23 protein-coding genes and 1 pseudogene are annotated in these 15,695 nt (G+C 60.2%); 15 read left to right on the forward strand and 9 right to left on the reverse strand.

Translation table 11 applies throughout. The features are described from left to right. The first annotated feature begins 156 nt into the window (after window positions 1-156). From tuf to PSV40_RS19555, 13 genes are all read left to right on the forward strand, one after another. Complete coding sequence (tuf, locus tag PSV40_RS19495; RefSeq protein WP_300541006.1) at window positions 157-1,347, forward strand: elongation factor Tu; 1,191 nt, start codon at window positions 157-159, stop codon at window positions 1,345-1,347. A 25-nt stretch (window positions 1,348-1,372) separates the two neighbouring features. Then, entirely contained in the window at window positions 1,373-1,687 is a 315-nt protein-coding gene (gene rpsJ, locus PSV40_RS19500) for a 30S ribosomal protein S10 (protein WP_007838118.1), read from the forward strand. A 204-nt stretch (window positions 1,688-1,891) separates the two neighbouring features. Beyond that, entirely contained in the window at window positions 1,892-2,572 is a 681-nt protein-coding gene (rplC, locus tag PSV40_RS19505) for a 50S ribosomal protein L3 (RefSeq protein ID WP_300541008.1), read from the forward strand. Continuing rightward, window positions 2,572-3,192 carry a 50S ribosomal protein L4 gene (rplD, locus tag PSV40_RS19510; RefSeq protein WP_077593710.1) on the forward strand — a complete coding sequence of 207 codons (621 nt, stop codon included), beginning with the start codon at window positions 2,572-2,574 and terminating at the stop codon, window positions 3,190-3,192. The genes rplC and rplD overlap by 1 nt, the downstream gene beginning before the upstream one ends. Further along, window positions 3,189-3,515, forward strand: a complete 327-nt coding sequence (gene rplW / locus PSV40_RS19515; RefSeq protein WP_077593711.1) for a 50S ribosomal protein L23 — start codon at window positions 3,189-3,191, stop codon at window positions 3,513-3,515. Before rplD ends, rplW begins: the two co-directional genes overlap by 4 nt. 2 nt (window positions 3,516-3,517) lie before the next feature. Further along, window positions 3,518-4,342, forward strand: coding sequence for a 50S ribosomal protein L2 (gene rplB / locus PSV40_RS19520; RefSeq protein WP_300541011.1), 825 nt, complete (start codon window positions 3,518-3,520; stop codon window positions 4,340-4,342). Between the two features lie 9 nt (window positions 4,343-4,351). Further along, the gene (rpsS, locus tag PSV40_RS19525) at window positions 4,352-4,630 is read left to right on the forward strand and encodes a 30S ribosomal protein S19 (RefSeq protein ID WP_300541013.1); all 279 of its coding nucleotides are present in this window, start codon (window positions 4,352-4,354) and stop codon (window positions 4,628-4,630) included. A gap of 9 nt (window positions 4,631-4,639) precedes the next feature. Continuing rightward, a complete protein-coding gene (gene rplV / locus PSV40_RS19530; protein ID WP_077593714.1) occupies window positions 4,640-4,969 on the forward strand; it encodes a 50S ribosomal protein L22 in 330 nt (109 codons plus the stop codon). A 15-nt stretch (window positions 4,970-4,984) separates the two neighbouring features. Beyond that, window positions 4,985-5,899: a 30S ribosomal protein S3 gene (gene rpsC / locus PSV40_RS19535; protein WP_300541015.1), complete on the forward strand. Its 915-nt coding sequence runs from the start codon at window positions 4,985-4,987 to the stop codon at window positions 5,897-5,899. A 24-nt stretch (window positions 5,900-5,923) separates the two neighbouring features. Then, window positions 5,924-6,340, forward strand: coding sequence for a 50S ribosomal protein L16 (gene rplP, locus PSV40_RS19540; RefSeq protein ID WP_077593716.1), 417 nt, complete (start codon window positions 5,924-5,926; stop codon window positions 6,338-6,340). A 12-nt stretch (window positions 6,341-6,352) separates the two neighbouring features. Continuing rightward, window positions 6,353-6,559: a 50S ribosomal protein L29 gene (gene rpmC / locus PSV40_RS19545; protein ID WP_096671169.1), complete on the forward strand. Its 207-nt coding sequence runs from the start codon at window positions 6,353-6,355 to the stop codon at window positions 6,557-6,559. After that, a complete protein-coding gene (gene rpsQ, locus PSV40_RS19550; RefSeq protein WP_096671113.1) occupies window positions 6,559-6,828 on the forward strand; it encodes a 30S ribosomal protein S17 in 270 nt (89 codons plus the stop codon). Before rpmC ends, rpsQ begins: the two co-directional genes overlap by 1 nt. A 188-nt stretch (window positions 6,829-7,016) precedes the next feature. Then, complete coding sequence (locus PSV40_RS19555) at window positions 7,017-7,523, forward strand: peroxiredoxin (protein WP_300541018.1); 507 nt, start codon at window positions 7,017-7,019, stop codon at window positions 7,521-7,523. 158 nt (window positions 7,524-7,681) lie between these two features. Here PSV40_RS19555 and PSV40_RS19560 read toward each other — a convergent pair whose 3' ends face one another. Together PSV40_RS19560 and PSV40_RS19565 are read right to left on the reverse strand one after the other, a co-directional pair. Next, window positions 7,682-8,176, reverse strand: a complete 495-nt coding sequence (locus PSV40_RS19560; protein ID WP_300541020.1) for a GNAT family N-acetyltransferase — start codon at window positions 8,174-8,176, stop codon at window positions 7,682-7,684. Between the two features lie 82 nt (window positions 8,177-8,258). Continuing rightward, window positions 8,259-8,939, reverse strand: coding sequence for a cytochrome b/b6 domain-containing protein (locus PSV40_RS19565; RefSeq protein WP_300541022.1), 681 nt, complete (start codon window positions 8,937-8,939; stop codon window positions 8,259-8,261). 218 nt (window positions 8,940-9,157) lie between these two features. On the opposite strand from PSV40_RS19565, the gene PSV40_RS19570 reads away from it, so the two are divergent. Beyond that, window positions 9,158-9,613, forward strand: coding sequence for a cytochrome c (locus tag PSV40_RS19570; protein ID WP_300541024.1), 456 nt, complete (start codon window positions 9,158-9,160; stop codon window positions 9,611-9,613). Window positions 9,614-9,783: 170 nt separating this feature from the next. On the opposite strand, the gene PSV40_RS19575 is transcribed toward PSV40_RS19570, so the two are convergent. Continuing rightward, window positions 9,784-10,131: a hypothetical protein gene (locus tag PSV40_RS19575; RefSeq protein WP_300541026.1), complete on the reverse strand. Its 348-nt coding sequence runs from the start codon at window positions 10,129-10,131 to the stop codon at window positions 9,784-9,786. 13 nt (window positions 10,132-10,144) lie between these two features. Then, entirely contained in the window at window positions 10,145-10,657 is a 513-nt protein-coding gene (locus PSV40_RS19580) for a TlpA disulfide reductase family protein (protein WP_293596133.1), read from the reverse strand. 16 nt (window positions 10,658-10,673) lie between these two features. On the opposite strand from PSV40_RS19580, the pseudogene PSV40_RS19585 reads away from it, so the two are divergent. Then, window positions 10,674-10,922: pseudogene (locus PSV40_RS19585) on the forward strand (DUF4197 family protein); the annotation flags it as partial. Between the two features lie 373 nt (window positions 10,923-11,295). Here the strand turns inward: PSV40_RS19585 and PSV40_RS19590 are convergent. The 5 genes from PSV40_RS19590 to PSV40_RS19610 all read right to left on the reverse strand — a co-directional run bounded on the left by PSV40_RS19590 (window position 11,296) and on the right by PSV40_RS19610 (window position 15,531). Continuing rightward, window positions 11,296-11,832, reverse strand: a complete 537-nt coding sequence (locus PSV40_RS19590; protein ID WP_300541028.1) for a GrpB family protein — start codon at window positions 11,830-11,832, stop codon at window positions 11,296-11,298. A gap of 83 nt (window positions 11,833-11,915) precedes the next feature. Beyond that, complete coding sequence (locus PSV40_RS19595; RefSeq protein WP_300541030.1) at window positions 11,916-12,647, reverse strand: alpha/beta hydrolase family protein; 732 nt, start codon at window positions 12,645-12,647, stop codon at window positions 11,916-11,918. Continuing rightward, entirely contained in the window at window positions 12,647-13,882 is a 1,236-nt protein-coding gene (locus tag PSV40_RS19600) for a CaiB/BaiF CoA-transferase family protein (protein ID WP_300541032.1), read from the reverse strand. Before PSV40_RS19600 ends, PSV40_RS19595 begins: the two co-directional genes overlap by 1 nt. Before the next feature lie 55 nt (window positions 13,883-13,937). Continuing rightward, a complete protein-coding gene (locus PSV40_RS19605) occupies window positions 13,938-15,113 on the reverse strand; it encodes a type II toxin-antitoxin system HipA family toxin (protein WP_300541034.1) in 1,176 nt (391 codons plus the stop codon). Between the two features lie 118 nt (window positions 15,114-15,231). After that, entirely contained in the window at window positions 15,232-15,531 is a 300-nt protein-coding gene (locus PSV40_RS19610; RefSeq protein ID WP_300541036.1) for a helix-turn-helix domain-containing protein, read from the reverse strand. Between the last annotated feature and the right edge of the window lie 164 nt (window positions 15,532-15,695).

Here is a 15,695-nt window from a genome sequence, read left to right on the forward strand (position 1 = left end):
GCACTCCCTTGGTAAGGGAGAGGTCCCGGGTCCGATTCCCGGAATGGGCACCATTTCATGGGTGCATGGTCGGCACAGTGTGCCGGCGTGGCTGGTGGGGTGGCAGTGGTGTGACAAATTTCGTAAGTAAATCCTTAAGGTATTTGGAGTCGAAAAATGGCAAAAGGCAAATTTGAGCGGACCAAACCGCACGTCAACGTAGGCACGATTGGACACGTTGACCATGGCAAGACCACCCTGACGGCAGCGATCACGACCGTGCTCGCAGCCAAATTCGGTGGCGAAGCCAAGGGTTACGACCAGATCGACGCGGCGCCGGAAGAAAAAGCCCGCGGCATCACCATCAACACCGCCCACGTCGAGTACGAAACGGCGAATCGCCACTACGCCCACGTGGATTGCCCCGGCCACGCCGACTATGTGAAAAACATGATCACCGGCGCTGCCCAGATGGACGGCGCCATTTTGGTGTGTTCCGCCGCTGACGGCCCCATGCCCCAGACCCGCGAGCACATCCTGCTGGCCCGCCAGGTCGGCGTGCCATACATCATCGTGTTTTTGAACAAATGCGACATGGTCGACGACGCCGAACTGCTCGAACTCGTTGAAATGGAAGTGCGCGAGCTGCTCGACAAATACGACTTCCCCGGCGATGCCACCCCCATCATCCACGGCTCGGCCAAACTCGCCATGGAAGGCGACAAAGGTCCCCTGGGCGAGCAGGCCATCCTCAAGCTCGCAGAAGCCCTGGACACCTACATCCCCCTGCCAGAGCGTGCCGTGGACGGCGCCTTCCTGATGCCCGTCGAAGACGTGTTCTCCATCTCCGGCCGCGGCACCGTCGTGACCGGCCGTATCGAGCGCGGTGTGGTCAAGGTCGGTGAAGAGATCGAGATCGTCGGTATTGCCGACACCCAGAAAACCATCTGCACCGGTGTGGAAATGTTCCGCAAGCTGCTCGACCAGGGCCAAGCCGGCGACAACGTCGGTATCCTGCTGCGCGGCACCAAGCGTGAAGACGTCCAGCGCGGTCAGGTGCTGTGCAAGCCCGGTTCAATCAAGCCGCACACCCACTTCACCGGCGAGATCTACGTTCTGAGCAAGGACGAGGGCGGCCGCCACACCCCTTTCTTCAACAACTACCGTCCCCAGTTCTACTTCCGCACGACGGACGTGACCGGTGCGATCGAGTTGCCAGAAGGCAAGGAAATGGTCATGCCAGGCGACAACGTGTCGATCACCGTCAAGCTGATCAACCCGATCGCCATGGAAGAGGGTCTGCGTTTCGCCATCCGCGAGGGCGGCAAAACCGTCGGCGCCGGTGTCGTGGCCAAGATCATTGCGTAATTCGCTCCACATTTAAGGAATTACCATGGCTACCAAGCAAAAAATCCGCATCCGCCTGAAGGCGTTTGACTACAAACTGATCGACCAGTCGGCCGCCGAGATTGTGGATACCGCCAAGCGCACCGGCGCGATCGTCAAGGGCCCCGTGCCCCTGCCGACCCGCATGAAGCGTTTTGACATCCTGCGTTCGCCCCACGTCAACAAGACGAGTCGCGACCAGCTGGAAATCCGCACGCACCAGCGCCTGATGGACATCGTTGACCCGACGGACAAAACCGTTGACGCGTTGATGAAGCTCGATCTGCCCGCCGGTGTGGACGTCGAAATCAAGCTGCAGTAAGCAAGAAGAGGGGTTCCGGCGAAAGCCGGAACCCCAAAAAACCAGGTTTCAGCGCAGATTTGCCATCACTGGCAGTCTGCGCTATACTCTTGGGCTGTCCTGAACATGCTGTGCATGGGTGGGGCAGTTTTATTAACAGTCTTTCACATCAAAACGTCTGCGGCCAATTGAAGTCGCAGCGGTGGAAGTTACGGAGAAAAAAGCATGAGTCTGAGCAACTCCCTCGGGTTGCTGGGCCGCAAGGTGGGCATGATGCGTCTGTTCACTGATGATGGGGATACCGTTCCTGTCACAGTGGTAGATGTGTCTAACAACCGTGTGACCCAGGTGAAAACCCAAGCAAACGACGGCTACGATGCCCTGCAAGTGGCATTTGGTGCGCGCAAAGCGTCGCGTATCACCAAGCCGGCCGCTGGCCACCTTGCGAAAGCAGGCGTTGAAGCCGGTGAAATCCTGAAAGAATTCCGCGTGACGGCTGACGTCGCAGGCAAATATGCCGCTGGTACTGTTGTGCCCGCTGCTGACGTGTTTGCGGTCGGCCAAAAAGTGGACGTGCAGGGCACCTCCATTGGTAAAGGCTTTGCCGGCACCATCAAGCGTCACAAGATGAGCTCGCAGCGCGCGTCGCACGGTAACAGCCGTTCGCACAACGTTCCCGGCTCCATCGGTATGGCGCAGGATCCCGGTCGCGTGTTTCCCGGTAAACGCATGACGGGCCACCTCGGTGACGTCACCAAGACCACGCAAAACCTCGACATCGTGCGCATTGACGAAGCCCGTCAGCTGCTGATGATCCGTGGCGCTGTGCCTGGTTCCAAAGGTGGTTTTGTGACGGTTCGCGCCGCCATCAAGGCCAAACCAACCGCTGCCCAAGGAGCGAACTGATGCAGGTCGAACTCCTGAATGACCAGGGTCTGGCTTCGTCCAAAGTGGACGTGCCCGATACCGTTTTTGGTCGCGAATACAACGAAAGCCTGATTCACCAGGTGGTCGTGGCCTTCCAGGCCAACGCCCGCCAGGGAACGCGTGCCCAGAAAGACCGTGAGCAGGTCAAGCACTCGACGAAAAAGCCGTTCAAGCAAAAGGGTACTGGCCGCGCTCGCGCCGGTATGACTTCTTCCCCGCTGTGGCGCGGAGGCGGTCGCATTTTCCCGAACATGCCTGACGAAAACTTCACGCAGAAAATCAACAAGAAGATGTATCGCGCCGGCATGGCTTCGATCTTCTCCCAGTTGGCACGTGAAGGCCGTCTGGCTGTGGTGGACTCATTGACCGTGGATTCGCCCAAGACCAAAGTCCTGGCTGACAAATTCAAGGCCATGAACCTCAAATCGGTGCTGGTCATCGCTGACGAGGTTGATGAAAACCTGTACCTGGCTTCACGCAATCTGGTGAACATTCTTGTGGTCGAACCCCGCTACGCGGATCCGCTGTCGCTGGTTCACTACAAAAAGGTTCTGGTCACCAAGGCCGCCATGGACAAACTCAAGGAGATGTTTGCATGAGCGCCGTGAACACCAAACCAAAATTTGACGAAGGCCGCCTGATGCAGGTGCTGGTCGCCCCCATCGTGTCTGAAAAGGCAACCATGGTCGCGGACAAATCCAACGCCGTGCTGTTCAAGGTCCTGCAGGACGCCACCAAACCCGAAATCAAGGCCGCTGTGGAATTGATGTTCAAGGTGGACGTCAAGGCCGTTTCTGTACTCAACCAAAAAGGCAAGACCAAGCGTTTTGGCAAATCCACTGGCCGTCGGGACAACATCCGTAAAGCCTATGTGACGCTGAAGCCCGGTCAAGAGCTGAACATCGGTGGGGAGGCTGCGTAATCATGGCTGTCATTAAAATGAAACCCACCTCCCCCGGCATGCGCGGGATGGTGAAGATTTCCCGGGATCACCTGCACAAGGGTGAGCCTTACGCGCCGCTGCTGGAGCCACAATTCCAGAAGGCCGGCCGTAACAACAACGGGCACATCACGACGCGCCACAAAGGTGGCGGTCACAAGCACCACTACCGTGTGGTGGACTTCAAGCGCAACAAGGACGCCATTCCGGCCAAGGTCGAACGTATCGAGTACGACCCCAACCGCACGGCCCATATTGCGCTGATCTGCTACGCCGACGGCGAGCGCGCTTACATCATTGCCCCCCGCGGCCTTGAAGTTGGCGCCACGCTGATCAGCGGTGCCGAGGCTCCGATCCGCGTTGGCAACACCCTGCCGATCCGCAACATTCCGGTGGGCTCGACGATTCACTGCATCGAGATGCAAATTGGCAAGGGCGCGCAGATTGCACGTTCGGCCGGTACATCGGCGACGCTGCTGGCTCGCGAAGGCATCTACGCCCAAGTGCGCATGCGCTCCGGTGAAGTGCGCAAGATCCACGTTGAATGCCGCGCCACGATTGGCGAGGTCGCCAACGAAGAGCACAGCCTGCGCCGTTTGGGCAAGGCCGGTGTCAAGCGCTGGATGGGTATCCGCCCGACCGTTCGCGGTGTGGTGATGAACCCGGTCGATCACCCGCACGGTGGTGGCGAAGGCAAGACCGGCGAAGGCCGCCATCCTGTCGATCCATGGGGTAACCTGACCAAAGGCTACCGCACCCGCAACAACAAGCGCACGCAAGTGATGATTGTTTCGCGTCGCAAGAAGTAAGGCTAACCCATGACACGTTCACTCAAAAAAGGTCCCTTTGTCGACCAGCACCTGGTAGTCAAGGCTGATAAAGCCGTTACCAACAAAGACAAAAAGCCGATCAAGACCTGGTCGCGCCGCTCCATGATCCTGCCCGAGTTCATCGGCCTGACCATCGCCGTGCACAACGGCAAGCAGCACGTCCCTGTCTACATCACCGATCAAATGGTTGGCCACAAGCTGGGCGAGTTCGCACTCACCCGGACTTTCAAAGGTCATCCGGCTGACAAAAAAGTTGTGAGAAAGTAAGGAAAGACCATGGAAACACGTGCAACCCTCCGGGGCGTTCGTCTGTCGGTCGACAAGGGCCGTCTGGTCGCTGACCTGATCCGCGGCAAAAAAGTGGATCAGGCGCTCAACATCTTGAACTTCACGCAGAAAAAAGCTGCCGGAATCATCAAGAAGGTGGTCGAGTCGGCTATCGCCAACGCTGAACACAACGATGGCGCCGACATCGACGAGTTGAAGGTGAAAACCATCTACGTCGAACAAGGCACCACGCTCAAGCGTTTCTCGGCGCGCGCCAAGGGCCGCGGCAACCGTATCAGCAAGCCCACGTGCCATGTGTACGTTGTGGTTGGCAATTAAGAAGGCAGACAGGATATGGGACAAAAAATCAACCCAACCGGGTTCCGCCTTTCCATCAGCCGTAACTGGTCCAGCCGCTGGTACGCGAGCAACAAAGACTTCGCCGGCATGCTGGCCGAAGACATCAAGGTTCGCGAGTACCTGAAAGCCAAGCTGAAGAACGCTGCGGTGTCGCGCGTTCTCATCGAGCGCCCCGCCAAGAACGCCCGCATCACGATTTACTCGGCACGTCCGGGCGTTGTGATCGGCAAAAAAGGCGAGGACATCGAGAACCTCAAGAAAGAACTGAGCCGCCAGCTGGGCGTGCCGGTCGCCGTGAACATCGAAGAAGTTCGCAAGCCTGAAATTGATGCCAAGCTGATCGCAGACAGCATCACCCAGCAGCTTGAAAAACGCATCATGTTCCGCCGTGCGATGAAGCGCGCCATGCAAAACGCCATGCGTCTGGGTGCCCTGGGCATCAAGATCATGTCGTCCGGCCGCTTGAACGGCATTGAAATCGCTCGTTGCGAGTGGTACCGCGAAGGTCGCGTGCCCCTTCACACCCTGCGCGCCGACATCGACTACGGCACCTCTGAAGCCAAGACCACCTATGGTGTGATCGGCGTCAAGGTCTGGGTCTACAAGGGCGACACCCTGGGCCGCGGCGACTCGCCGGGCGCCCGTCTGGATGCCGCACCTTCGGATGAAGAACGCAAGCCTCGCGGCCCGCGTCGCGATGCACGTCCTGGTGACCGCACCGACCGTCCAGCTCCCCGTGGTGCCGCCCGTCCTGCGCGCGGCCCCGTCGGTGGCGTGAATACGGCCCCTGCGGACGGCAGCGACAAACCGGCCGAAGCTACCCCTGGTAGCGACGCCCCGAAAACCACCGTTAAGCGCGTCCGCAAAGCCGCGCCAGCTGCAGCAGCTGACGGTGCCAAGACCGAGTAATCGGTCTAACTACGGAGAATACAAATGCTGCAACCCGCTCGCAGAAAATATCGCAAAGAGCAAAAAGGCCGTAACACCGGCATCGCTACACGAGGCAACTCGGTGGCATTCGGTGATTTCGGTCTGAAGTGTACCGACCGCGGTCGCCTCACTGCTCGTCAAATCGAAGCCGCACGTCGTGCGATTTCCCGTCACGTCAAACGTGGCGGCCGTATCTGGATCCGTGTCTTCCCGGACAAGCCGATTTCCCAAAAGCCTGCTGAAGTGCGTATGGGTAACGGTAAAGGCAATCCCGAGTACTACGTGGCTGAAATCCAGCCCGGCAAGATCGTTTTTGAAATCGTCGGTGTGCCCGAAGAACTGGCTCGCGAAGCGTTCCGCCTGGCATCTGCCAAGCTGCCGCTGCGCACCACCTTCGTCAGCCGCATGATTGGCCAGTAAGGGGAAATGACAATGACCAAATCTACTGAACTGCGCAAAAAAGACGTTGCCGGCCTGCAAACCGAAGTCAAAGAGCTGCAAAAAGCCCACTTTGGCCTGCGCATGCAAAAAGCCACGCAACAACTCACCAACACCGCCACGCTGCGTTCTGCGCGCCGTGACATCGCTCGCGCCAAAACCATTCTGGCCGAGACCATCGTCAAGCAAGGAGCGAAATAATGACGGAAGCTAAAAAATCCCTCAAGCGCACCCTGGTTGGCCGTGTGGTCAGCGACAAGCGCGCGAAAACGGTGACGGTGCTGGTCGAGCGTCGCGTCAAGCACGAGCTGTACGGCAAGATCGTGTCCCTGTCGAGCAAGTACCACGCCCATGACGAAAAGGGCGAGTACAAGACGGGTGACCTGATCGAGATCACCGAAAGCCGCCCGATCTCCAAGACCAAGAACTGGGTTGTGACCAAGTTGCTTGAAAAGGCTGCTGTGGTCTGAACCTTCCGGGTTTGACCGCAAGTCATCAAAAACGGCCCACGCAGTGGGCCGTTTTTGTTTCTGCTTTCATCCGTCATCAGGGGCCACCCGTAGCATGCCGCGGGGCTTTCATCGGCCGGTAAACGACCTCGCCCAAATCGTTGAGAATGGCGGCTGTTCGTTTTCAACCCCCTCATTCAGGAGACACCATGATCAAAGTAGGCGACACCCTTCCGGCAGCCACGCTGATGGAATTTTCGGAAGTCGAGGGCAATGGCTGCAGCATCGGCCCCAATCCCGTCGAAGTGAGCAAGGCGGCGGCCGGCAAAACCATTGCGCTGTTTGGCCTGCCGGGCGCGTACACGCCGACCTGCTCCGCAAAGCATGTGCCGGGTTATGTCGAGAAATGCGACGAGCTCAAGGCTGCCGGTGTGGACGAGATCTGGTGCGTGAGTGTCAATGATGCTTTCGTGATGGGCGCCTGGGCGCGCGACCAGAAGACCGGTACCAAGGTCCGCATGCTGGCCGACGGCAGCGCCGACTTCGCCAAGGCCACGGGCCTGACACTGGACCTGACCGCACGCGGCATGGGCTTGCGCAGCAACCGTTATTCGATGCTGGTCAAAGACGGCAAAGTCGCCGCGCTGAACGTGGAAGGCCCCGGCAAGTTTGAAGTCAGCGACGCTGGCACCCTGCTGGCACAAGCCAAGGGCTGAGCCCCTGTCCGGACACGCCGGACTGTTTAGGCAGACAAGCCGCAGATCGCAGGATCTGCGGCTTTTTTGTGAGCAGCCGGCGGCGGGAGTTTTTGCTCAGATGCTATGAAAAAAGTAGCTGCTAACGCCCGTTAGATCAGGGCTAGAGCCTGATTTCACTACAAATCCACCTTCAGGTAGTGAGCGCCCGCTATCGGGTTGTGGTAGTAGGGCGGGATGTCCTTGAAGCCCAGATCTTCGTACAGCGCCCTTGCCGCCTCCATGTCGTTGAGGGTGTCGAGCAGGAGGCTGTGGTAACCCGCGATGCGCGCGGCATCCAGCACCGCTTCGACGAGTTGCCGTCCCAGCCCGAAGCGGCGAAAGCCCGGGCGCACATACAGCCGTTTCATCTCGCAGGCGTTGGGGTAGTCCACCGTCTCCAACGGGCGCATCGCGCAGCAGCCGGTAATCTCGCCATCCAGCAGGGCCAACAGCAGGCAGCCTTGGGGCGGCGCATAGTCGCCTGGCAGGCCGGCCAGCTCGGCCTCAAAGTTCTGGAAGCAGAGGTCGACGCCCAGCTGGTTGGCGTACTCCTGGAAAATCAGGCGTGTTGCCGCCAGCTGTTCCGGCGTGGCCGGGGTGATGAACTCGATAGTGGGAGAAGAAGCAGACATGGCGCGGTGAAGTCGAACCCAGTGTATCGGGATTTTTCTGCGCCCCGACCGGGACTTGCCCGGGTCTGCGTTACAGGCCGTGTCAGAACGCGGGTGCGCCCAGGCTGCTGATCCAGTAGACTCCGGCCGCGCAAACCAGCAGCACCCCCAGGGCCAGCAGCCGGGAGGCCGTGTCGTCACGCGAGGCGGGTACGGCTGTCACCAGCTCCTTGTCGCCATGCAGCATGGCGCCCACCAGATTGTGTTTGCGCCACAGGTAGAACACGATGGCCACGATGTGCAGCACCACCAGAGCCAGCAGAATCCACCTGCCGATGTTCTTGTGATAGTCGGTCGCCAGGCCGACGGTGGCGTTGGAGACAAACCGGGTCAGCGGACCCGCAAAGGCGATTTCGTCGTCGCTGAGCAAGCCGGTGCCGACCTGGGCCAGCAGGAAGCCCAGCATGGCGAAAACCGAACCGGCGCCGATGGGGCTGTGCCCGATGCCGTGTTCGGGCTTGCCTTTTCCCTTGAGGTAGTTGATCACGCTGGCCGGCGAATAAATGAACGCCCCAAAACGGGACCAGCGACCGCCCACCAGCCCCCAGACGATGCGAAACAGCAGCAGCGTCAGCACCGAGTACCCGAAGCGGAAGTGCCAGACCATGGTATTGCCGCCTATCGTGCCGGTGATCGCCAGCCCGACCACAGCCGCGACCAGTGCCCAGTGAAAAAGCCGTGTGGGCAGGTCCCAGACGCGTATTTTGTGGATGTGCTGGCTCATGCGTGACTCCTCTTGTTGTGTCTGCTGGTTGGGCCGTCATGCAGCCATGGTATGTTTCATGCGTCGGGTTCAGCGCCCGGCCGCTTTTCCTTGGTGCTTACCCTAGTCCTTTAGTTCCGGCGGAACTTTGCATCCGGGAAAGGGCTCCTTTGACTGGCAGTCTATCGGGAAGCACTGCCCCATCGCCAGAACATGTACAAAACCACGAGGAAAAATAAATGAAAGCTTTTGCCTGTATTGCAGCCGCTGCCACCCTGCTCGCCCTGGCCGCGCCGGCCTCTGCCCAGTTCGCCAAACCTGAAGACGCCATCAAGTACCGACAGAGCGCACTGTCCGTGATGGGCACGCATTTCAGCCGCGTCGGCGCTATGGCATCCGGCCGTGCACCTTACGACGCCAAAGTCGCCGCCGACAATGCCGAGATCGTGGCCGCCATGGCCAAACTTCCCTGGGCCGGCTTCGGCGCGGGCACGGACATGGGTGGCAACACCAAGGCCAAGCCCGAAATCTGGACCGAGCAGGCCAAGTTCAAGGAACACAGCGACAAGCTGCAGACGGAAACCACCAAGCTTGCTGCCGCCAGCAAGACCGGCAACCTCGACAGCCTGAAAACGGCTTTCGCCGCAACCGCCGATACCTGCAAGGCATGCCACGACGCGTTCCGGAACAAGTGATTGCGTGGCCTGCGGGCTAGCGTGATGCTGGATCAGCCCCTGCGGCCTGATCGAACAGAAAAAAAGGCCAGCCTCTTTGAAGAAGCTGGCCTTTTTCTTTGAGCGGAGCCCAGGATGGAGGCGGCTTGGCCCGCACCCTCACGCTGGGAATCGGGTGGTTCTGGGCGGCATCAGGGCCCACCCTCAATGATCCAGCGTATCAGTCGTTGCGCGTTTTCCTGGCTTAAGCGCTCATGGGCATCGATGTGGCCGAAGAAGGTGCCTTGGCGCAGCTTCTCGACCAGAGCGCTCTCAGCGCCGGCGTTATTGCGATGCATGGCGTAACGCGAGCTCAGCTCGGCGAAGGTCGGGGCATTCTTTTTGGGTGGATTGCCATGGCATTTGTAGCAGCCCTTGTCCAGCGCCAGCTGCGAACTGGCGAAAGCGATGCCAGGCGGCAGCATGACCGCGGCGCCCAGCCCCAAGGCCGCCAACGCGGTACGCTGCAGTGCGCCCCATAGCTTGGTGCCGGATGCCATGCCAGTCCGGTGTTCAGGTTTCGGCCAGCAGCTTCTCGATCAGCTGGTGCAGGGCCGCAAAGTCCGGCTCGCCGACGTACTGCTTGACGATTTCGCCGCGTTTGTTGACCACATAGGTGGTCGGTGTGAGTTGCACATCACCCCAGGCCTTGGCCACCGCGCCGGTGTTGTCGATAGCCACCTTGAACGGCAGTTTGCGCGTTTCGGCGTAGTTGACGACGTAACTCGGCGGGTCGTAACTCATGGCTACGGCCAGCGTGTCATAACCCTGGCTCTGGTACTTGTTGTAGGTGGAGATGATCTTGGGCATTTCTGCCACGCAGGTCACGCAGCTGGTGGCCCAGAAGTTGACCAGGGTGACCTTGCCCTTGAGGTCCGCCGTCGTCTTCTTGCTGCCGTCGAGCAGCACAAAAGTCGACTCTGGGGCCAGCTGCGCGCCGCCACAGCCGGCCAGGCCGGCAAGGGTGCCCAGCACCAGCGCCGAGGCGAGGGCGATGCGGCATACTGCGCTTGAAACTGAACTCATCGGAAGGGGCCTCGTCATGCAACATCGCAATTTTAACCAGGCCAGCCTCAGTGCACTCGGCATGCTGATTCTGACCACCTACCAGCAGGCGCAGGCCCTGTCGCTGGGGGAGCTGAGCAGCGCAGAAGCGTCCAGCGGCCTGAAAACCGCCCTCGAAAAAGGCGCCTTGGCGGCCGTGGCCCTGCTGGGCAAGACAGATGGATTCCTCGGCAACCCGAAAGTTCGCATTCCTTTGCCCGGTTACCTTGAAGACGCGTCGAAACTTTGCGCGGCAACATGTACCTGAACTTTGATGTGAAAAAGGTCTATATCCGCACGGACGGTCGGCGGGTGGCGTCAGTTTGAGAAAATTCAAGATCGACCCGCTCCTGTTCGGCGTGGGCCTTGGCTGGCGCTTCTAGGTTTCCCGGCCAGGACCCGAACCCGCGGGCAGCCCGCCCGCAGGCAAAGCAGCGACTGCCGCTCTGGCAGTCGCTGGCCCTTTTGCCATCACGCCCGTGACCGAACGCCTGCCGGCCGCGCAAAATGCGTCGGCCGCGTCTTTATACATAAAAGTGGCCTATAGCCTAATGGATGCGGGCGAGAGCAGCTATCAAAATAGGAGCAACTGCGGGCTCCGCCCACTCCCGCGGGGTCACTCAGTTGGGGTCCGACAGCGAGTTCACAAACGCAGTCTTGGCGTTGGTGTAGGCCTCGCGGTCGGTCGGGTGCCGGACCGCCAGCTCGGCCTTGAGGGCGGCATAACGCGCCGCAAGCACGGGGCTGGCGCGCAGCGCATCGCGAAAGTGCAAATGCCGGGTCCACACCGGACCGCCGTGCACAACAATGTGCAGGTGGTGCGTGCGGTGTCCGTCGGCCCAGCGCATGAACCACTGGCGGTCCGTCAGCGTGGCGTTGAATTCTGCCGACGTGGTGTAGCCCGCCTCACGCAGCGGTTCGGTCAGCGATCTGGCCATGGCCATCGTTTCGACACCTGCCAGCAGGTCCACAATGGGCTTGGCCACCAGCCCGGGGACGGCTGTGCTTCCGATGTGTTCGATGTCGACAAAAATGAGCGGAAACAGCGCCAGCAGCCGGTCCCGCTCGGCCACGAACCTGTCCGGCCAGCGGTCGTCATAGGCCTGCAAAGCCACTTCTTCGTGGATGGCCGCGTTCAGGGAGTCGGCGTTGTTCATGGGGCGCCTCGCCGCTTACGCCAGCGTAGGCAGCACCAGCCCGCCTGCCAGCGCGGCTGAGGAGTGGCGCCTGCGCAAAGGCATCATGCCGCGCAGTCCAGAAGAATACGGGTCAAGCCGGCGGGCTCGCTGATCATCGGGTCGTGGCCGGTCTTGAGTTCCACGATCTTGGAGTTGGGCAACCAGGCGCCGTCCCAGAACTTGGCATCCTTCACGCGCAGGCGGCTGGGCTCGATGGTGGCCAGGGCCGGTTGTGTGCAATTGACGAAAGTGCGCGGGATGGCGGCGACACGTTGCACGTCAAAGTCCAGCGGCGCCTGGTAGGTGTTACCGGGGTGCGGCGTTTGCCGGCGCTTGACCCAGGCGTAGTCGGCGTCATGCAGACCGAACACCTCGGGGTCGGGCGGCGGAAAGCTGAAACGCGTCGAGGCCTGGGCGGCCGTCAGGCGCTGCTGCTGCGTCGCCGCCGACTGCGTGCTGCTCCAGCTTTCGCCGGGCTTGGGCACCACCGCATCGACGTAGACCAGGTGCTTCAGGTGTTTGCCGAGACGGTCGGCCACGGCCGTGCCTATCATGCCGGCGTAGGAATGCACCGCCAGAATGACGTCGTGCAGCTCTTCCACCTCGATGGCGCTGATCACGTCGTCGATGTGCGTGTCCAGCGTGATGCTGGGCGCCAGCAGGTGCGCGCGTTCGCCCAGGCCGGTCAGCGTGACCGCATGCACGCGGTGGCCCTGCTGCTGCAGCGCCAACGTGACCCGCTGCCAGCACCAGCCGCCGTGCCAGGCGCCATGAACCAGAACAAAATTGGCCATCAGATCACCTCTTTGTGTTTCAGGTCAGACAGTTGCGCGTCGGAGTAGCTCAACACGCTGCGCAAGACTTCCTCGGTGTGCTGGCCCAGCATGGGCGGCGGCAAGTCGGTGCGTACCGGTGTAACACTGAGTTTGATCGGGCTGGACACCAACCGCAAGTGATTTTTTAACGGGTGCTGCCACTGCGTGATCATGTGCCGCGCATCTATTTGCGGATCGTCAAACACCTCGGCCAGGTTGTTGATGGCGCCGCAAGGCACCTTGGCCGCTTCCAGCGCCGCCAGCCAGTCCGCCTTGCTGCGCGTTTTCATCACGGTTTCAAGAATCGGCACCAACTGCGCGCGGTTGAGAACGCGGTCGCGGTTCCTGGCGAACAGCGGGTTGGTCGCCAGCTCCGGGATGTTCGCCACCGTGCAGAACTTCGCATACTGGCTGTCATTGCCGACGGCCAGAATCAAATGATCCTTCGTGCCGTCCGCAGCGGGCGCGACCTCGAACACCTGGTAGGGCACGATGTTCTGGTGCGCATTGCCCGCGCGTCCCGGCACCTTGCCGCTGACCAGGTAGTTGGCGCCCAGGTTCGCCAACATGGCCACCTGCGTGTCCAGCAGCGCCATGTCCACCTGCTGGCCCTCGCCGGTTTTTTCGGCATGGCGCAGCGCGGCGAGAATGGCGACGGTCGCGTACATGCCGGTCATCAGGTCCGACACCGCCACACCCACCTTCTGCGGCCCACCGCCCAAATCGTCACGCTCACCCGTCACACTCATGAGCCCGCCCATGCCCTGTATCGCGTAGTCGTACCCCGCGCGTTCGGCATACGGCCCGGTCTGGCCGAAGCCGGTGACCGAGCAGTACACCAGCCGCGGGTTGATGGCTTTGAGCGAGGCATAGTCCAGCCCATACCGCGCCATGTCGCCCACCTTGAAGTTCTCCACAAACACATCGCAATGCGCCACCAGCGCACGGATCAGCGCCTGGCCCTCGGGCTTGGCAATGTCGCAGGTGAGCGACCGCTTGTTGCGGTTCGTACCCAGGTAATAAGCCGCCTCGGCCGTGTCGGCCCCCGCACTGTCCTGCAAAAACGGCGGGCCCCAGGTGCGCGTGTCGTCACCGGTGCCGGGCCGTTCGATCTTGATCACGTCGGCGCCCAGGTCGGCCAACGTCTGGGTACACCAGGGGCCCGCGAGCACGCGGGAGAGGTCGAGAATGCGGATGCCGTCTAGGGAGTTCATGGGGGAATTTTGCCCTTTGGCTTGGTAGTAGTCCGGCTGAAAAAAGATCGTGGGCTTATCGCCGACGCCGTCTGTCTGGTCTCACGGACGCTGCTTCGGCTGCCTTGTAAATGGCGTCTGCGTTTTCCGCCAGCGCATGGCTCAGCTTGAACGCCGGGGCAACATATTTAATTGCATCAGCATCAACATTCACTGCATACATTCGTTTTGCCCACTCGCTTGCAACCAAGGCCGCAGTCCGACCAAGCCAAGCCGCCGCGCTTTCCATATCCAGCCCGAAGTGGCTCGCTGATCGCAGCAGGCGCTCCGGAGTGCATTCACGACTTCCGTACTCGTCGCACGCAAGGCTCAGTAGCCCTGCCGTCTTTGGCTGCGGCGTAATATCGAACGCAGGAGACAGGCGCCAGATTCCTTTGGAAAAAATGAATGCGTGATTGCGCGGGTGATCGTCCGTATTGCCGACCAAAGCGTTGAACGTCATCCTGCGCCACAGTTCATGAAGGTCGCCGACGTGTGCGGACTTTGTTTGCCAGCGCCGAAGCATATCTGCGATCACCAGGTAAGAGCGACGCGGGTTATCATGATCGCCTGATCCATCCAGACCAAGAATGGTGTGCGCGCTGGCGTAGTGCATCCGCGTGGGTTTGAATGGACTGCCCCCGCGATCAAATCGCTCGATCAAATAGACCTTTCGCTTTCCGTCGCCCAAGAGCTGAATTTGGGGAACAGAAAGGCCAGCTTCCCGGGCGAGATCCATCACCACGAATTCTTTTGCCGGCAGATGAGGGACATCGCCTCGGTCTTGCATCTTTGCCAGCCATAGACGCTCGCCATCCTGAACGGTCACTTTTGGCCTTTCTCCTCCAGCACTGGTCGATTCGTCTTCAAGCAGTCGTCGAATAGCCTGACTTGCCGGCGCGGTGTCCTCCAGCTCTTCGACCACATCCATCAGATCTTTGATCGCGGGGGGGTGCCATGTGTCAATTTTTCGGCCGATATCGGCGCAGACCTCTATGGCTCCGGCGCCATCAGCCAAGCCGGCCTGCAATAGCTCCAGGACGTTCAGTTCCCGTTTTGCCACTGCTTTCAAGCGGTCAGCGCCGTAGCCCGCAGGTGCAGCATCCAGAATCACGCCTGGGATACCACCGTTAGATTGAAAAGACTTACCTTTGATGCGCTTGGTAAATGGCAGCGCAACAGGATCCAATGGGACGGCGTGGGGCGTTTCCATGTACGCAGGCTCGTACCTTACGACACCTCGATCCTGTTCAAGCTCGAAATCACCGGTGAGCGTAGGCTCCGTGGCATCAGGTAGCCAAGTCCAGATAGGTGTCGAAGCCATGATCAGCCTACGCCCTCTTGGGTAGTTTGCGGATGGCTTGCTCAGTGAACTGAGGATCCTTGTGCGGGTCGAAGACCTGATCAAGCTGCCCCAGAAGCCCCAATGTCTCCATCACCTTGGCTAGGGAGCCCAAGCTCACCCCCGGTTTTCCCGCTTCAAGGTCTACAACCGTACTCAGACCGAGGTCCGCAGCGCGAGCGAGATCCGTCTGCGTCATTTCGCGGACGCGCCTCGCCTGCGAAATGCGCGAACCCAACGCATAGAGCGCTATCTTCGGTAAAACAGGAAATGGATTCAACTTTGACACGCTAAGTTTTATTCCTAAAAGAATAATTGTATCCGGATAATTGTTCTTAAAGCAACATTATTCAGATTTTGATACCAAGCCTCGACCCTTGCGACTCTCAACCTGTCACCCTAGTATTTTCCAATTCAGGTATGAGCCTGAAGGGCGGTTGATGCGGCGATCTG

The sequence above is a fragment of the Polaromonas sp. genome (genome assembly GCF_029945925.1).
Lineage (GTDB): Bacteria > Pseudomonadota > Gammaproteobacteria > Burkholderiales > Burkholderiaceae_C > Polaromonas.

Bases quoted from the DNA above. Each gene is read 5' to 3' on its own strand.
- PSV40_RS19590 (WP_300541028.1), bottom strand. From the start codon at position 11,832: ATGAACAACGCCGACTCCCTGAACGCGGCCATCCACGAAGAAGTGGCT.
- rplB (WP_300541011.1), top strand. From the start codon at position 3,518: ATGGCTGTCATTAAAATGAAACCCACCTCCCCCGGCATGCGCGGGATG.
- rpsS (WP_300541013.1), top strand. From the start codon at position 4,352: ATGACACGTTCACTCAAAAAAGGTCCCTTTGTCGACCAGCACCTGGTA.
- rplD (WP_077593710.1), top strand. From the start codon at position 2,572: ATGCAGGTCGAACTCCTGAATGACCAGGGTCTGGCTTCGTCCAAAGTG.
- rpsC (WP_300541015.1), top strand. From the start codon at position 4,985: ATGGGACAAAAAATCAACCCAACCGGGTTCCGCCTTTCCATCAGCCGT.
- PSV40_RS19560 (WP_300541020.1), bottom strand. From the start codon at position 8,176: ATGTCTGCTTCTTCTCCCACTATCGAGTTCATCACCCCGGCCACGCCG.
- rpsJ (WP_007838118.1), top strand. From the start codon at position 1,373: ATGGCTACCAAGCAAAAAATCCGCATCCGCCTGAAGGCGTTTGACTAC.
- rplW (WP_077593711.1), top strand. From the start codon at position 3,189: ATGAGCGCCGTGAACACCAAACCAAAATTTGACGAAGGCCGCCTGATG.
- rplP (WP_077593716.1), top strand. From the start codon at position 5,924: ATGCTGCAACCCGCTCGCAGAAAATATCGCAAAGAGCAAAAAGGCCGT.
- PSV40_RS19570 (WP_300541024.1), top strand. From the start codon at position 9,158: ATGAAAGCTTTTGCCTGTATTGCAGCCGCTGCCACCCTGCTCGCCCTG.
- rplC (WP_300541008.1), top strand. From the start codon at position 1,892: ATGAGTCTGAGCAACTCCCTCGGGTTGCTGGGCCGCAAGGTGGGCATG.
- rpmC (WP_096671169.1), top strand. From the start codon at position 6,353: ATGACCAAATCTACTGAACTGCGCAAAAAAGACGTTGCCGGCCTGCAA.
- PSV40_RS19575 (WP_300541026.1), bottom strand. From the start codon at position 10,131: ATGGCATCCGGCACCAAGCTATGGGGCGCACTGCAGCGTACCGCGTTG.
- PSV40_RS19600 (WP_300541032.1), bottom strand. From the start codon at position 13,882: ATGAACTCCCTAGACGGCATCCGCATTCTCGACCTCTCCCGCGTGCTC.
- PSV40_RS19580 (WP_293596133.1), bottom strand. From the start codon at position 10,657: ATGAGTTCAGTTTCAAGCGCAGTATGCCGCATCGCCCTCGCCTCGGCG.
- rpsQ (WP_096671113.1), top strand. From the start codon at position 6,559: ATGACGGAAGCTAAAAAATCCCTCAAGCGCACCCTGGTTGGCCGTGTG.
- tuf (WP_300541006.1), top strand. From the start codon at position 157: ATGGCAAAAGGCAAATTTGAGCGGACCAAACCGCACGTCAACGTAGGC.
- PSV40_RS19605 (WP_300541034.1), bottom strand. From the start codon at position 15,113: ATGGAAACGCCCCACGCCGTCCCATTGGATCCTGTTGCGCTGCCATTT.
- rplV (WP_077593714.1), top strand. From the start codon at position 4,640: ATGGAAACACGTGCAACCCTCCGGGGCGTTCGTCTGTCGGTCGACAAG.
- PSV40_RS19595 (WP_300541030.1), bottom strand. From the start codon at position 12,647: ATGGCCAATTTTGTTCTGGTTCATGGCGCCTGGCACGGCGGCTGGTGC.
- PSV40_RS19565 (WP_300541022.1), bottom strand. From the start codon at position 8,939: ATGAGCCAGCACATCCACAAAATACGCGTCTGGGACCTGCCCACACGG.
- PSV40_RS19555 (WP_300541018.1), top strand. From the start codon at position 7,017: ATGATCAAAGTAGGCGACACCCTTCCGGCAGCCACGCTGATGGAATTT.